Source organism: Croceibacter sp., from assembly GCF_002716225.1.
Taxonomy (GTDB): Bacteria; Bacteroidota; Bacteroidia; order Flavobacteriales; family Flavobacteriaceae; genus Croceibacter; species Croceibacter atlanticus.
This window is the reverse complement of sequence record NZ_PAZX01000007.1, coordinates 207847-225361: the sequence shown is the minus strand read 5'-3', so window position 1 is coordinate 225361 and position 17515 is coordinate 207847. Positions and strand designations below refer to the sequence as shown.

Here is a 17515-nt window from a genome sequence, read left to right as displayed (position 1 = left end):
TTGAATAAAGGTGTTGCTATTACAGGAATGGGAATAATTTCAGCTATTGGTAACAATGTGGCTGAGAATTACGAAGCCTTACTATCTTCAACTTCGGGTTTAGGCAGAGTTAAACATTTAGAGACACACCACCAAAACAAAATACTAGTTGGAGAAGCTTCATTCTCCAACGCGCAATTAACAGCAACTTTAAGATTACCTAACAACCATAACTACTCCAGAACAGCAATGCTAGGTGCTTATGCAGCAAAGCAAGCTGTAACTAATGCAGGTATTACTAACACCTCAAGATATAAAACAGGTTTAATCTCTGCCACAACTGTTGGTGGTATGGATAAAACGGAGCAACACTTTTACAAGTTTTTAGACACTAAAGAAAGTGAGAAGTATATAGATGGATACCATGCAGCAGACACCACAAAGAAAATAGCAGAACAGCTTAACATTACAAATGCTTTTGTAACAACAATTAGCACTGCTTGCTCATCTGCTGCAAATGCTATTATGTTAGGTGCAAGACTTATAAAAGCAGGAAAGTTAGATCGTGTAATAGTTGGAGGAACAGACAGCCTTTCTAAATTTACCATTAACGGATTTAATTCTTTAATGATATTATCTGATACGTTTTGCACACCATTTGACAATGATAGAAAAGGCTTGAATCTTGGCGAAGCTGCAGCATATTTAGTGCTAGAGTCTGACACTGTTATAACTACTGAAAGCAAACCTGTTTTAGGTTATGTGAAAGGCTACGGCAATGCCAATGATGCATTTCATCAAACAGCATCTTCTGAAGATGGTGAAGGTGCAACCTTAGCTATGCTAAAGGCGTTAAATGTAGCCAGCTTATCTCCTGAAGAAATATCATACATAAACGCACATGGTACTGCAACAGTAAATAATGATTTATCTGAAAGTCGTGCAATTACACGTGTCTTTAAAGACGTTGTTCCCGATTTTAGTTCTACAAAACAGTTTACAGGACACACGCTGGCTGCAGCTGGTGCTGTAGAAGCTGTTTTTTCAATTTTAGCATTACAGCATCAGGTTGTCTTTCCAAATCTAAATTTTAAGACACAGATGAAGGATTCAACACTAACACCTCAACTTAATTTAAAATATAAGCAACTACAAACCGTAATGTCAAATTCCTTAGGGTTTGGTGGCAATTGCTCTACATTAATATTTTCTAAAGACGCGTGAAAAAATCTATTTACATAAATGGACTAGGATCAATTTCGTCTCAGAAAACCTATGACAACACTCATTTTTTAAACGAGGTTATACATTACAACAACACGGTACTTCCAGCAGTTTCTCCAAATTACAAAGATTACATAGTGCCTTCTAAAGCTAGACGTATGGCCAACGGTGTTAAAATGGGTATTACCGCTGCTAAAATTGCTTTAAAAAACGCCAACCATCCTACAACAAATGCAATAATAACAGGAACAGGAATGGGTTGTATTATAGATACAGAAAAATTTGTAGGTAGCATTATAGATAATGATGAGCAATATCTTACACCAACACCTTTTATACAGTCTACCCACAATACGGTTGGAGGTCAAATTGCAATAGACATAAATTGTAAAGGATATAATTTCACCTATGTTCAAGCAAGTAATTCTTTTGAGTCTGCTTTATTAGATGCCTCTTTACAACTCGAGCTTAATGAAGCGGAAACCATTTTAGTTGGTGGTATTGATGAGCTTTCTGACCATTCTATAAAAATTCACAAAAAAATTAATCACATTAAAAATGCCGCTACTGCTTCTAACCAATTGTTAAATAGTACTACAAAGGGTGCAATATTTGGTGAAGGCGCAAACTTCTTTGTGCTTTCTAACAAGCGCCAAGATTCTACTTATGCTAAACTCTTAGATACCTCAATGCATAATACCTTAAAAAAGGAGAATCTAAATGAAGTTTTATTTGCTTTTTTATCTGCACACAACTTAACCTTAGAAAATTTAGACAGTGTGGTTTTAGGCTATAACGGTGATGTTGAATTTGACTCTTATTACAACACCTTCACATCATTGCTCAAAGCTCATACGGGCATACTTTATTACAAACATTTAATTGGCGAGTATCATACCGCATCGGCATTTGCATTATATACAGCAAGCCAAATAATAAGGCATCAACAAATCCCAGAAGATATTATTAAGCGTAAGTCTTTAAAGACAAAGCAATCTATAATTTTACTATACAACCAGTATCGTGGAGAACACCACAGCTTTACACTATTAAAGTCATGCGAATAGGACAATTGTTAAATATTGGTTTTGGCTGTATTGTTATTACAACAGCTATAATTCACATATTTAACCAAATAAATTGGTGGGTATATGTAGTCCTTTTTTCTATTTGGTTAGTGTGTGTTTTATTGGGATCCTGGTTTATTAGATTAAATTATTTTTTTAAATCGCTACACTCTAAACCTAATCATACAGAACAACAAGTAGCTATTACTTTTGATGATGGTCCTCATTCAAAATTTACACAAGATGTCCTTAAACTTTTAAAGACACACAGTGCAAAAGCCACATTTTTTTTAATAGGCAAACACATTGAAGAAAATCCAAACGTTGTAGCCTCTATAATAAAAGAAGGCCACACCATTGGAAATCATACGTATTCTCACAGTACAACTTTTGGTTTTTTTTCAAAAACAAGAGTTAGAAAAGAGCTGGAAAAAACAAATGCTCTATTAAGAGAACAAACAGGTAAAAACATAAAATTATTTAGACCAGCTTTTGGCGTTACTAATCCTAATATTGCACACGCAGTTAAAGCCTTAAATTTAACCGCAATTGGTTGGAACCAAAGAAGCTTAGATACCACAAGTCTCTCGGAAGATGCTATCTTTAAAAGAATTACAAAAAATCTTAAACCTGGAGATGTTATTTTGCTTCACGATACAAGTGAAAAAAGTGTAGCTGTGTTGGAACGGTTATTGTTATTTTTAAAAACTAAAGACCTTAAGTCGGTTACTGTTAACCAGCTTTTTCAGATTAAAGCCTATGCGTAAGTTAATTACACTCATTTTTATATTTGGACTATTATTAAGCAGTGTTGCTCAAGAAAAGTCTATGAGTAAATCTGAAATACAAACCTTTAAGGAAAATGTAAAAGCTTCAGCTAAATCTATTACCACAATTAAAAGTGATTTTACGCAGTACAAACATTTGGACATACTATCCAATGATATTGAGACAAATGGTCATATGGTTTTTAAATCCCCAAACTTGGTAAAGTGGCAGTATACCAAACCATTTTCCTACAGTGTAATTTTTAAAGAAGACCAACTTTTAATTAATGATGATGGCACCAAAAGTAATGTAGATATTGGTAGCAGTAAGCTGTTTAAAAATCTAAATGAGTTAATAATTAGCAGCATTAAAGGAGATATGTTTATTGAAAATGATTTTAATATCTCTTACCTTAAAAGCAACACTTACTACAAAGCTACCTTTATCCCAAAAGAGAAAGCGATATCAAATTACATTGTGCAGTTTGAATTATTATTTGATAAAACCAATGCTCAAGTATTTGAAGTAAAGATGATTGAACCTTCTCAAGATTACACTCGTATTGTATTTAAGAATAGAGTTTTAAACACACCTATAAGCAATGCGGTTTTTACTCACTAGCCTAATTTTATGTTTACTGTGCAGCTGTTCCCTAAAAACAACTCGTAATTTAGTTGAAGCCAGCACTAGTTCAACGAATATTATAACCAACCCTTATTTTTCTAATCCTAATAAAGATTATGTATACAAGTCTAAAATAGATGTTTACGGCAACCATTTTGGTGGTATACTAATAATAAAAAAACTAAGTGAAGACACACATCGTGTGGTTTTTACTACAGAATTTGGAAGCACACTATTTGATTTTGAATTTCAAAAGGATGCTTTTAAAAGCCACTTTATAGTTGATGCTCTAAACAAACCGATACTAATAAATACCTTAAAAAGGGATTTTAAAATCTTGTTGAAAGAAACTCTTGTGGTACAACAGGAATATTCTTCTAATACAGAGACTGTATATAAAACTAGAGATGGAAAAAGGTTTAACTTTTATGCGTTTTCTAAAGAGAATAAGTCTCTCAAAAAAATTGTGAACACCTCATCAACTAAAGAGAAAATTACATTTATTTTTGAAGATATTAAGAATGCAAGCGCACACTATATTACAATTAAACACCATACTATAAAGCTAAGTTTAGCATTACAAAAGCTTTAAAAACAGAATTTCTATGCTTATTGAAGGACTATATACTACAGATCATTTTTCTTTTGAAGACAATACAGTAAACGCCTCTATAACCCTAAATAGTGATCACGACATATTTAAAGGTCATTTTCCCGGAAATCCAATTTTACCTGGTGTTTGTTCTATTCAGATTATAAAAGAGTTGACAGAAAAAGCTCTAGACAGATCGTTATTTCTTTCTGTTTCATCTAACGTAAAGTTTTTAGAAACAGTTAATCCAGATGTTAATCCTAAATTAGTTTTAAGCATTGCTATTTCTGAAGTTGAAGAGGTTATTAAGGTAAAAGCCATTATCTCCTATAATGATACCATTGCTTTAAATTTAAGAGCTCAGTTTAAAAACTTAGAAGACACATTATCTAAATAGGTAATTAAAAGCCGCCTTCTGTTTAGGTCATTTTACGTTACAATTAAAAAGAGTAATTTCGTCGCCAATACATAGGTGGCAAAAGCAGTGCGGTAATAGCAATACAGTAACGTTAACACTTTAGCTTGGCGCCTTAGTTTTGTAATCTTGTAGTTGCAAGAAATCTAGATTCGTTAATGGCAATATCTTTAACAGACCATACCTTTCCCTCTAAATGTTGTGTTATTATGCCTACGTATAATAATGCAAATACCTTAAAGCGCGTTATTGATGGCGTTTTAAAGCACACCCAAGATCTTATAATCATAAATGACGGATCTACAGATCATACCACCAATATTTTAGAAGGTTACCCAAATCTTACCATATTACATTCCACTAAAAATATTGGTAAAGGGCACGCGTTAAAACAAGGTTTTAAAACTGCAATTGCATTAGGGTTTACCTATGCAGTTACAATAGATTCTGATGGTCAACATTTTCCAATAGATATCCCAGTATTTATCAAAGAGCTTAAAATAGCACAAGACGACTCTTTGTTATTAATTGGCGCAAGAAACATGACGCAAGTTGGTGTCCCAAAGAAGAGTAGTTTTGGCAATAAGTTTTCTAACTTTTGGTATGGTGTTGAAACAGGCATCTGGCTAGAGGATACCCAATCTGGGTTTAGACTATATCCTTTAAATATCATAAAACAGACAAAGTTATATACAGATAAATTTGAGCTAGAAATAGAAGTTATCGTAAAGTCTGCTTGGCGTGGTGCTACAGTTAAAAATATACCTATAAATGTTTTGTATGATGAGAATGAGCGCGTATCCCATTTTAGACCTTTTCAAGATTTTACACGCATAAGCATCTTGAACACTTGGCTACTACTCGTCGCATTTTTTTATATAAAGCCTAGAGATTTTTACAGGAAATTTAAGTCAAAGCGCTTCAAGGAATTTATATATGAAGATATTTTGGGGCATCAAGACTCGCCTAAAAAGAAAGCGCTATCAATAGCTTTAGGAGTGTTCATTGGCTTATCTCCATTTTGGGGGTTTCACACAATTGGGGTTATATTCTTATCTATATTCTTCAAGCTAAACAAAGCCATTTCATTTGCCTGCTCTAATATTAGTTTGCCGCCATTTATTCCCTTTGTATTTTTAGCTAGTATGAACATTGGTAGTTTTGTTTTAGGACAAGAAGACACCTACCAATTAGAGCATATCACAAAAGGGTACGGCGTACTCAACCATTTACAAACCTATGTTATTGGTAGTTTAATTTTAGCAACTGTAAGCGCAGTTGCACTTGGTGGTTTAGGATATTTTATTTTGTATATGCTACAGCCTAAAAAAAATAGTCTTAAAAATGAATAACTTCTTTTTAAAGACATATAATTTAATTGCAACAAGAAAGCTATTAAGCCTTTTCTTATTTCTTGCTTTATTTTCTGCGCTAGCCTATACGGCACTGCAACTTAAGTTTGAAGAAGATATAACCAAACTAATTCCTGCAGATGAAGAAAGTAAAGAGCTTCAAAAGGTATTAAACACCGTTAATTTTACTGATAAGATAATTGTAAACATTAGGCAATCTGATAACGGAAGTGCAGAAGATCTAACAAACATGGCTTCAGCTTTTGTAGACAGCATCTCTAGTCTTAGGCCTAATTATATCAAAGATGTTCAAGGCCAAATAAAAGACGCCGATGTTTTACATACCTTCGATTTTGTTTACAACAACCTGCCTTTATTTTTAGATAGTACAGATTACAAACTACTGGCGCATAAGATTAAAGCAGACAGTATTAGTGCTACTCTAGCATCTAATTATAGAACATTAATTTCTCCTAGTGGCTTAATTGCGAAAGAAACAATTTTAAAAGATCCTTTAGGGTTATCCTTTATTGGATTAAAAAAACTTGAAACACTAGGTATTGGTGATCAATTTAAAATTAAGAATGGATTTTTGCTAAGTAAGGATGAGCAAAATGTATTGCTTTTTCTCACCCCAACTTATGGCACCGGAAAAACAGACGAGAATGCTGTGTTTGTAGAAACTTTAAATTTAATTAAAGACTCACTAAATACAACGTTTAAAAATAAGGCTTCAATAGAAGTTTATGGTGGTGTTCTTGTTGCAGTAGCAAATGCAAAGCAAATAAAATTAGATGTACAGTATACTGTTGGTATAGCAATGGCAATCTTGCTACTTATTTTTGCTTTCTTTTACAGAAAGGTGCAAATACCTTTAGTGCTGTTTGTTCCAACCCTTTTTGGAGGATTACTTTCAATTGCTTCTCTTTTTCTAATAAGAACTCAAATTTCTGCAATATCCTTAGGTATTGGCTCAGTATTATTAGGTGTAACTTTAGACTATTCTCTACATATTCTTACACATTTAAGAAACAACGCAGATGTAAAAGCGTTATACAAAGATGTGACCAAACCGATTTTAATGAGCAGTTTAACCACTGCAATGGCTTTTTTATGTTTAATTTTCATTAAGTCACAAGCTCTACAAGATTTAGGGATTTTTGCTGCAATAAGTGTTCTTGGCGCTTCAGTTTTTGCCTTAATTTTTATACCACAAGTGTATCGTGTAAACTCAAAGATTCAAGAAAAATCTAACATAATAGATTCCTTTTCTAAATTTTCATTTCACAGAAACAAATGGATAATTGGCACTTTAATAGTTTTATTTATAGTTAGTGCCTTTACTTATCAAAGCGTTTCATTTAATAATGACATCTCTAAACTTAATTATGAGCCAAAGTCTTTAATTGAAGCTAAACAACGCTTAGACAGGCTCACAAATTTTTCAGCTAAATCTATTTACATTACTGGTTATAGTGACACTCTACAAACTGCTCTTCAGCAAAATGACAACATATATAAAACACTAAACGCGCTTGAGGAAAATAAGACAGTTTTAAACTTTAGCAATGTTGGTGCACTTGTACAATCTAAAGCGTTACAACAAGAAAAAATCTCAGCTTGGAACACCTTTTGGGATTCTACAAAAACAGCTCGGCTACAACAAGAGATGGTGACAGAAGGTTCAAAGTTTGGGTTTAAACCTACTACATTCAACACCTTTTATGAAGCCTTAGAAAAACCCTTTTCTCCTATTAATGTTGCAGACTATAATTCTTTGGCGTCTATAAATCTTGCAGACTATATTTCTACTAAAAATGGCTTTACTACAGTAACTTCTTTAGTCAAGGTTAAAGAGGCAAAGGTTACAGAAGTAAAAGATGCATTTAAAACTTTAGAAAATACGATTGTTATAGATAGGCAGCAAATAAATGAAACACTACTTGGTAACCTTAAAACAGATTTTAATAAGCTTATTGGATATTCATTAATTGTAGTGGTTGTTCTTTTACTGCTTTTTTATAAAAGCATAACTCTTACACTAATTACCAGTATACCTATACTATTAAGTTGGCTATTAACTATTGGTCTTATGGGGTTAATAGGCTTAGAGTTTAATATTTTTAACATCATAATCTCTACATTTATTTTTGGCCTAGGTGTAGATTATTGCATTTTTATGACCAACGGCTTGTTAAAAGAGTACCGTTTTGGGACACCAACTCTATATACTCACAAAACCTCAATCACACTTTCTGTAATAACAACCATATTGGGCATTGGTGTATTAATCTTTGCCAAGCATCCTGCATTATACAGTATAGCTTTGGTTTGCATAATTGGGATATTCTCTGCAATGTTTTGTGCTTTTACAATACAACCTTTATTATTTCGAGTATTGGTTGGCTCTAAGCACCAATTGCCAGCCACACTAAGACAACTAATACATTCTGGTTTCTCATTTTTATATTATGGCTTAGGAGGATTATTTCTATCTCTATTAAGTGTTACGGTAATGAGGGTTTTGCCAATTAAAAAGAGCAGTAAAATGATTGTTCTTCATAAAACAATATCTGGTTTTATGAAATCTGTGTTAAACACCAATCCGTTTGTAAAAAAAGAAGTTATTAATACAACAAAAGAAACGTTTGATAAACCTGCAATACTTATAGCCAATCATACCTCTTTTTTAGATATCCTCGTAATAGGAATGATGCATCCAAAACTTATTTTTTTGGTTAACGACTGGGTTTATAATTCCCCAATATTTGGTAAGGCTGTTCAATTAGCAGGATTTTATCCAGTTTCTGGAGGTATTGAGAAAGGCGTCTCGCATTTAAAGAAAAAAGTAGATGAAGGTTATAGTTTAATGGCATTTCCAGAAGGCACAAGATCTAAAACTAACTACATAAGGCGTTTTCATAAAGGTGCATTTTATTTAGCTGAAGAATTAAAATTAGACATAATTCCTATTCTTATTCACGGTAATAGTGAAGTTCTTCCTAAAGGTAGTTTTGCTATTAAAGATGGTAAAATTACTGTTGAAGTTTTAAAGCGTATTCACTACAACAGTGAAGCTTACGGCACTTCATACAAAGAAAAATCTAAACTTATAAGCCAATACTTTAAATCTGAATTTAATAACCTAAGAAACAGGATTGAAACAGAAACCTATTTTAAAGATAGAATTTTAAACGAGTACAAATACAAAGGACACAAACTGTTTGAAAACGTAAAATTAGATCTAGAAAAAAATAAGACAATCTATTTCCATATTATTAATTTTCTAGACAAAAAGGAAACTATTGCACACCTTGGCAACCATAAAGGACAGTTAGATATCTTAATGGCGTTACACGCACCAAATCGTAAAATTTATAGTGCTATTAAGAATACAGAAGATTTGGATAGACTTAACAATAGCTACACTTCTCATTCAGATTATAAATTAAACTTTTACAACAGAATAGAAGACGTTTTGAGTACGCCTGCATCTGTTTTAATTTTAGATAACTTCTCTGAAGATGGATTAACAATTAATTTCAGCAACTATAAGAGTATCATCATTATAAATTCAAATGGTATATTAAACAGAGTTGGTAATACAACCGCATTTAAATTAATAACTAAAGAAGACAATCTTAGTATCTTTAAAAAAATTGAAGATTGAAGTTAAAGCAAGAATACGATATTGTAATTATAGGAAGTGGCTTAGGTGGTCTTGTAGCTGGAAATATCTTTGCAAAAGAAGGATATAGTGTCTGCATTTTGGAAAAAAACAACCAATATGGCGGAAACCTACAAACCTTTGTAAGAGAAAAAACAATTTTTGATACAGGTGTGCATTATATAGGCGGACTAGAAGAAGGTCAAAATATGTATCAATATTTTAAATATTTAGATATTATAGACGACCTAAAACTAAAAAAGTTAGATAAAGATGGTTTTGATGTTATAACATTTGGAGAAAATGATAAAGAATACCGCCACGCACAAGGTTTAGATAACTTTAAAGCCACATTACTAGAAGAATTTCCTCAAGAAGAGACAGCAATTTCTGCATATTGCAAAAAGCTTCAAGACACTACATCTAAGTTTCCCTTATACTGTATGAAAGTTGGGAAACCAGAATATGATGATTTTAACTTGTTTGAAGAAAGTGCAAAATCTTATATAGATTCTATAACAGACAACAACACATTAAAAGCCGTATTGGCAGGAACAAATTTGCTTTATGCTGGTCAAGGAGATAAAACGCCATTTTATGTACACGCCTTATCTGTTGACTCTTATATTAAAAGTGCCTATAGGTGCTTAAACGGAGGAAGCCAAATATCTAAATTTTTAATAAAACGGTTGTTTGAAAATGGCGGTCATGCATTTAAACATCAAGAAGTTACAGAAATTACTTGTGAGGGCAAAACTGCTGTATCTGTTAAAACAAACCAAGGTCACATAATAAAAGGAAAAACATTTATTTCGAATATAGAACCAAAGTTAACCTTAGATATTCTGAAGACAGATGCTTTACGAAAATCCTATATTAAACGAATAAAAAATATAAAAAGTACAATAGCTGCATTTAGCCTTCACGTAGTTTTAAAGCCAAATACCTTTCGCTACAAGAATTACAATGTATACCACTACAAATCAGAAGATTCTGTTTGGTCTTCCCAAAACTACACAAAAGAATCTTGGCCAGAATCTTATATGATTTCTATGGGTCCAAAAACTAATAATGACATTTGGGCAGACAATTTTACAGCCTTAGCCTATATGAATTATGACGAAGTAAAACCTTGGGAAGACACCTTTAATACTGTGTCTCACAAGAACAACAGAGGCCAAACCTATAAAGAGTTTAAGGAAGAAAAAACAGAACAATTTATAAAAGAATTAGAGAAAAAATTTCCAGATATTAGAGCTTGTATTGAAACTGTGTACACCTCAACACCACTTTCATACAGAGATTATATTGGTAGTAATAGAGGCTCAATGTATGGGTACGAAAAAGATGTGAATTTTCCATTACACTCTAATGTTTCTGCAAGAACCAAGATAGAAAATCTATTCTTTACAGGGCAGAGTACAAATATGCACGGTATTCTAGGCGTTACAATAAGCGGTGTATTAACTTGTGGAGAAATTTTAGGAACAGAGTATTTAATGAAAAAAGTATGGGAAAGCAATTAAGCATTTACATTCTCATTTTAAACTATTAATACGTTATGGATAGTATTAAAACAACTGCTGCAGATCGTGTTGAGACTATATCTAAAGACCAATTTATAAACAACTATTTCAAAACTCAAAAACCTGTTGTTATAGGTAACCTAACAAAAAATTGGCCTGCTTATAAAACGTGGAGTTTAGATTATATAAAATCTTTAGCTGGTAATTTAACAGTGCCTCTTTATGATAGTGTTCCTACTAAAGGAAGGCAAAGCTCTGCAGAACCAGTAAAAAAAATGAAACTTAAAGATTATATAGAGCTTCTTAAAAAAGAGCCCACAGATCTTAGAATGTTCTTTTTTAACATCCTTAACCACATTCCAGAATTAACTAAAGATTTTAAATATCCCGACATCGGACTCAAGTTTTTTAAAAAGTTACCTGTGTTATTTTTTGGAGGAGAAGGCTCTAAAGTCCTTATGCATTACGATATAGATTTGGCTAATAACATGCTGTTTCATTTTCATGGTAAAAAAACAGTGTGGTTGTTTCCGCCAGAACAAACAAAATATCTTTACCGAGTGCCCTACACCATTCATAACATAGAAAAAATTAATATAGAACAACCAGACTTTAAAAGCTATCCTGCCTTAAAAAAAGCACAAGGTATAAAAGCAGTGTTACACCATGGCGATGCTCTTTTTATTCCTAGTGGTTATTGGCATTATGTAAGTTATGACACAGCAGGCTTTTCTATGTCTTTACGAGCGTTTCCTAGATCTCCAAAAAAACTGGGCACATTACTTTATAATGTGTTTATAATGCGTCATTTTGAAAATGCTATGCGTAAGATTAGAGGACAAAAATGGCTAGACTACAAAGAGAACCTAGTTAAGAAAAAGACTCAAGAGAAATTAGACAACGGAACGCTTTAAATGTTCAACAAAAAATTTACATATAAACCTATATACATACTTTTCCTAGGACTAATGTGGTCTTGTGGTGTTAATAAATCTATTAACCATAAGCCAATAACAGCTCCATACAATTCAACTATTGTAGAGCGAGAAACGGTAAATGACTCCACATTTAGAATTGAACAAAATTTCTTGACAAAAAATAAGCAAGGTCTTTGGGAACTTTATGTAGAAGGAGATCCTTTAGAACTTGGACTAATTACTGGCAGCCTCACAAAAGAGCTTATTATTAAGCAAGAGTCTGTTTTCTTTACTAAAGTAAATGCTCTTGTACCTAATAAAACTTGGCAAGGCGTTTTACGAAAATTCTTAGCGTGGTATAATCGTAAAATGTACACCTATATTCCCGAAGAGTTTAAGACAGAAATTTATGGTGTTTCAAGATACTCTGGACACGAGTATGATTATATAGCATCACCGTATTTAAGATCATTATATCTTCACGGTGCGCATGACATAGGTCATGCTTTACAAGACTTAGCTTTAGTAGGCTGTTCTTCATTTGCTGTTTGGGATGAGAAGTCTGAAGATGGTGACTTACTAATTGGAAGAAATTTCGACTTTTATGAAGGAGATGAGTTTGCTGAAGAAAAGATAATAGCATTTGTAAATCCAGATAATGGCTATAAGTATATGTCTTATACTTGGGGCGGCATGATGGGTGTTGTTTCTGGCATGAACAATCAAGGATTAACGGTAACAATAAATGCAGGAAAATCTAAAATTCCATTAATTGCAAAGACTCCAATATCAATTGTAGCTAGAGAAATACTACAATATGCAGCTACTATAGATGAAGCTGTAGCTATTGCAAAAAAAAGAGAGGTGTTTGTATCTGAAGCAATTTTTATAGGAAGCGCAAAAGATGGGAAAGCGGCTTTAATTGAAGTTTCTCCTTCAAACTTTGGAGTGTATGAGGTGCCAAATAGTGCACAACAGCTAATTTGTTCTAACCACTTTCAAAGTGAAGCTTACCAACAAGACCAACGAAATTTAGATTGGATTAAAAACAGTCATTCTCAATATAGATATGACCGTATGCAAGAACTCTTATCTCAAGAACATAAATTGAGTGTTACTGAAGCTGTCTCTATCTTAAGAAATAAAAATGGCTTGAATAACCAGCCGTTAGGTTATGGTAATGAAAAAGCATTAAATCAGCTCTTAGCACATCATGGCATTGTGTTTCAACCAGAGCAATTAAAGGTTTGGGTGTCTTCTAACCCTTATCAATTAGGCGAATTTGTAGCTTATGATTTAAATGAGGTTTTTTCAAAAGACAATTCGAAATTGAACAATACAAGTTTATCTACGTCAACATTAAATATTTCAAAAGATAAGTTTTTAACTACAGAAGCTTATAAAAACTATGAGGCTTACAGAGTTTTAGAGCGTGAAGTTGAAATGCTCCTAAAGCAAGAAGATGACATTCCTAGAGTAAAATTTAATACACTTATCTCATTAAATCCTGACTATTGGAAACCGTATTATCTACAAGGATTGTACTACTTAAACAAAGGCTATAAGGCTGCAGCTTTAATAGCATTTCAAGATGCCAAGACAAAAGTTATTACAACACTTCCAGATGAAGAGCGTATAAATTTGTACATTAAAAAATTGAAGGTAAATTAATATGATTCCAGAAATTGAAACGCAATCTGCGGCTAAAATAAAAATGTTTCAGGAATTGAAACTTAAAGAAATGTTGTCCTACATTTCTGAGCATTCTACATATTATAAGAACCTTTTTAAAAGTGAAAACATTAAGCCATCGTTAATACAAACACTTGAAGATTTAGCACATTTACCAGTAACAACTAAAGAAGACCTACAACAACACAACACCCAATTTATCTGTGTCCCAAATCACAAGATTGTAGATTATGTAACAACTTCTGGCACATTAGGCGAGCCCGTAATATTTGCATTAACAGATAAAGATTTAGATAGATTAGCATATAACGAGGCTATTTCTTTTGCATGTAGCGGTGTGCAAAAAGATGATATCTTACAATTAATGACCACTATAGATCGAAGATTTATGGCAGGCTTGGCCTATTTTTTAGGGAGCCGCAAGCTTGGTTCTGGAATCATACGAGTAGGCTCTGGTATTCCAGAATTACAATGGGATACCATTAAAAAGTTTAAGCCTACTTACCTCATCTGTGTACCTTCTTTTTTATTAAAGCTTATTGAGTTTGCAAATCAACATGATATTAGTTTAAAAGATACTGGAGTAAAAGGCGCTATTTGTATTGGTGAACCTATAAGAAATGATGATTTTTCCTTAAATGTATTGTCTGAAAAGATAACGTCTGCTTGGGATATAGAGCTATACTCTACATATGCCTCCACAGAAATGAGTACTGCCTTTAATGAGTGCTCAGAACACCAAGGAGGACATCATCATCCTGAACTTATTATTGCAGAAATATTAGACGCAAAGAATAATCCCGTTAAGAATGGTGAGGTTGGAGAACTTACTATAACTACTTTAGGTGTAGAGGCAATGCCATTATTACGTTTTAAAACCGGAGATATGGTTAAATCACATACAGAACCTTGTTCTTGTGGAAGAAACACTATGCGTTTAGGACCAGTTGTAGGAAGAAAAAAACAAATGATTAAATATAAAGGCACCACATTGTATCCGCCAGCAATGTATAATGTACTTAATCACTTTAATGAAATATCTTGTTTTGTGATTGAAATTTCTCACAATGATTTAGGAACAGATGAAATATTAATTAAAATAGCTACAGAACATCCTTCTGAAGCATTTCTGCAAGAGATTAAAGATCATTTTAGAGCAAAACTTCGTGTGTTGCCACGCGTTGAGTTTCATGATAAAGCATCTTTAAACGCTATTCGGTTTCCTAAAATGAGCAGAAAACCAATTGATTTAATTGATTTAAGGCCTTAGTAATATTTTTCAACAAATTTAACGCTTACAGCTCTGGTTTTAGAAAGGGTATCCAATAGCAAAGTTTAGTACAGAGTTATCAATTTCAAATCCATAACGTTCACCTTCAGGTTTAAAAGGTGTATGTATTGGCACTGCATAATCTAAGCGAATTACAAAGCCTTGTATATCAACGCGAACGCCTGTGCCTACTCCAATTCCTAACTCATTAATAAAGCTTGAAGAAAACTCGCCGCCAGGCAATGATGTTTCATCATTATCTGTATTCCAAACATTTCCAGCATCTGCAAAGACAGCTCCTTTAACTACACCAAATATAGGATAGCGGTATTCTATATTTGCTTCTAATCTTACATTACCACTTTGATCAAAAAATGTGTCTTCTCTATTGTCTTCGCTATTTAAGGGAAAAGTTCCCGGACCTAAACTACGTGTTCTAAAAGCACGAACACTGTAAGGACCTCCAGAAAAATATTGTTTTGTAAAAGGTAGCACCTCACTATTTCCATAAGGCAAGCCATAACCAGCAAAAAAGCGAGTTGCTATTTTCTGTTCTTTTCCAAAGTTAAAATGGTAACGCACATCTATATCTAGCTTTGCATATTGGGCATACTCCAATCCTAAAAATTCGTCTTTACCATTGTCACCTTCTTGGCCAAACAGACTAACGGTATTTCCTGCAACATCTAAATTTGTATTTAAATAAAATTGATGCGTCCTACGAGAGGCCATTTCGCTATAATAAAAAGAGTAGGTTAAACCAGCTATAAACTGTTGCTCAAAACTGTTTTGTAAAAATGGGTTGTCTTCTAAAATCTGGTTAAATTCATCTGTAGTGCTTCCAAGCTTAGTGTATTGTATAGATATGGGGTTAAGCTCATGTGTTACATACTTGTTAGCATTCCATAAATATCCAAAAGTTGCAGAACCAGATGTTATACTGTATAACTGACTTCTATTTAGATAATCTCCTTCTAAACTAATCTTGGTTTTAGGAATATCGTATTTAAAGTAATTCTTACTAATTGTTACAGGAAACAATAGTCGAGGAAAAATTAAGTCGGCTCCCAAACCTAAAGTTATGCTACTTAAACCAGCATTTTCTCCACTTGCAAATTGTGTTTCATATCCTACTTTTCCCGTAATATTTAAGGTTTCACCTCCTTGAAAAAGATTACGGTTGGTAAAGGTTAATGCTAGGTTAGGACCAGCAAAGTTGTTAGACTTAGTTACCGCTTGTAATTCGGCTCTTAAAGCACGTTTATTTAATGGAGATAGATAAATATTGGCATCTAAAATGCCCAAACTATCTGTTGCTAATGTGTCTATCTCCTTATAATCTATATTCACAAATTTATAGGCACCAATACCAGCCAGCCGTCTACTTGTATTTCTAGATGCTACGGGATCATACAAATCACCTTCTTCTAAAAGTATATATGGGTCTAAGCGTTTAGGTTTAAAGAAATTTTCAGACTGTATAAAGTTTTTATCGGCATATCTTACGGAGTCTTGAGAAGTGGTATCATTGCCTTGTACATAGTTAGGATATATGTTTACATTTCTAATTTTATATGGAATTATAGATTTTTTAGGCACGTCTTTTTTAAGCCTAACAAACAGGTCGAATTTTTTAGCATCATATCTATTTGTATCTGCTTCAAAAATTAAGAATCCAGAATTGAAATTATAATATCCTCGTTGTTTTAGTTCTCTATCTATGCGTTCTCGCTCCAACTTCATTAATCCTAGATCAAACCGATTCCCTTTTTTAAGTGGCGAATCTCCTAATGTAGATTTTATAGGTTGGTATATTAATAATGAGTCTGAATCTAGTTGATAGCTTTGTAGCTTGTAGGGTTGTTTCAGCTTTACAGAATAGCTAAGCGTTGCGCTTTTATTTGCTGAATCTCTATAGGTCTCATAGTTGGCCTCTGTATAAAAGAAACCCATATTCTCTAATCTGTTTTTAATAATATCTTCAACCTCCAATGGTTGTACATTATCTAAGTATACTGGTTCTTCTCCAAATTTTTTATTTAACCATTTATTTAAAAAACCTGGTTTTTCACGCTGCGCTTTATAATAGTAAGTTAAACCAGGCCTGTTACCTAAAAATTTGTTGTTAGGTTCTGGTCTTAAAATTGCTTCTAATTGAGTTTGTACTGTTGCATCATCTTGTACAATTGTATCATTTACAATAACAACTTCTGCACCGTCATAAAGAAATTTTCCTTCAGGCACGAAACGTTCTGCACTACAGCTAGTAAGAAGTCCAATAGCAATTAATAGTGTAAGAAGCTTGTATGTATGTATGTGTAATTTCAAGTCTTTGTTTCTTATTTAAATATGATAGCCGAATAAATTTAATGAGCTAATTAATTGACAAGTTATAGGCTGTATCCCACTTATATAGGGTTTT

13 protein-coding genes are annotated in these 17515 nt (G+C 33.0%); 12 read left to right on the top strand and 1 reads right to left on the bottom strand.

What is annotated here, in order from left to right; genetic code table 11:
• From CL818_RS04785 to flxY, 12 genes are all read left to right on the top strand, one after another.
• Window positions 1-1203 (top strand): beta-ketoacyl-[acyl-carrier-protein] synthase family protein, encoded by a 1203-nt coding sequence (locus CL818_RS04785; RefSeq protein WP_272972776.1) that lies wholly within the window; start codon window positions 1-3, stop codon window positions 1201-1203.
• Complete coding sequence (locus CL818_RS04780) at window positions 1200-2270, top strand: beta-ketoacyl synthase N-terminal-like domain-containing protein (RefSeq protein WP_272972777.1); 1071 nt, start codon at window positions 1200-1202, stop codon at window positions 2268-2270. Before CL818_RS04785 ends, CL818_RS04780 begins: the two co-directional genes overlap by 4 nt.
• Window positions 2261-3037 carry a polysaccharide deacetylase family protein gene (locus CL818_RS04775; RefSeq protein ID WP_272972778.1) on the top strand — a complete coding sequence of 259 codons (777 nt, stop codon included), beginning with the start codon at window positions 2261-2263 and terminating at the stop codon, window positions 3035-3037. Before CL818_RS04780 ends, CL818_RS04775 begins: the two co-directional genes overlap by 10 nt.
• Entirely contained in the window at window positions 3030-3659 is a 630-nt protein-coding gene (gene lolA2 / locus CL818_RS04770) for a flexirubin biosynthesis/transport protein LolA2 (RefSeq protein ID WP_272972779.1), read from the top strand. The genes CL818_RS04775 and lolA2 overlap by 8 nt, the downstream gene beginning before the upstream one ends.
• Window positions 3640-4254, top strand: a complete 615-nt coding sequence (gene lolB2 / locus CL818_RS04765) for a flexirubin biosynthesis protein LolB2 (protein ID WP_272972780.1) — start codon at window positions 3640-3642, stop codon at window positions 4252-4254. Before lolA2 ends, lolB2 begins: the two co-directional genes overlap by 20 nt.
• 13 nt (window positions 4255-4267) lie before the next feature.
• The gene (locus CL818_RS04760) at window positions 4268-4651 is read left to right on the top strand and encodes an ApeI family dehydratase (RefSeq protein ID WP_272972781.1); all 384 of its coding nucleotides are present in this window, start codon (window positions 4268-4270) and stop codon (window positions 4649-4651) included.
• A gap of 176 nt (window positions 4652-4827) precedes the next feature.
• Window positions 4828-6021, top strand: coding sequence for a DUF2062 domain-containing protein (locus CL818_RS04755; protein WP_272972782.1), 1194 nt, complete (start codon window positions 4828-4830; stop codon window positions 6019-6021).
• On the top strand, window positions 6014-9691 hold the full coding sequence (locus CL818_RS04750; RefSeq protein WP_272972783.1) for an MMPL family transporter: 3678 nt from the start codon (window positions 6014-6016) through the stop codon (window positions 9689-9691). The genes CL818_RS04755 and CL818_RS04750 overlap by 8 nt, the downstream gene beginning before the upstream one ends.
• On the top strand, window positions 9688-11214 hold the full coding sequence (locus tag CL818_RS04745) for a phytoene desaturase family protein (protein WP_272972784.1): 1527 nt from the start codon (window positions 9688-9690) through the stop codon (window positions 11212-11214). Before CL818_RS04750 ends, CL818_RS04745 begins: the two co-directional genes overlap by 4 nt.
• Window positions 11215-11249: 35 nt before the next feature.
• Entirely contained in the window at window positions 11250-12128 is an 879-nt protein-coding gene (locus CL818_RS04740) for a cupin-like domain-containing protein (RefSeq protein ID WP_272972785.1), read from the top strand.
• On the top strand, window positions 12129-13802 hold the full coding sequence (locus tag CL818_RS04735; protein ID WP_286971940.1) for a C45 family autoproteolytic acyltransferase/hydrolase: 1674 nt from the start codon (window positions 12129-12131) through the stop codon (window positions 13800-13802). It abuts the gene before it with no gap.
• 1 nt (window position 13803) lies between these two features.
• Window positions 13804-15093, top strand: a complete 1290-nt coding sequence (gene flxY / locus CL818_RS04730; RefSeq protein WP_272972787.1) for a flexirubin biosynthesis putative acyl-CoA ligase FlxY — start codon at window positions 13804-13806, stop codon at window positions 15091-15093.
• Between the two features lie 39 nt (window positions 15094-15132).
• Here flxY and tamL read toward each other — a convergent pair whose 3' ends face one another.
• Window positions 15133-17421 (bottom strand): translocation and assembly module lipoprotein TamL, encoded by a 2289-nt coding sequence (gene tamL / locus CL818_RS04725; protein WP_272972788.1) that lies wholly within the window; start codon window positions 17419-17421, stop codon window positions 15133-15135.
• Window positions 17422-17515 lie beyond the last annotated feature (94 nt).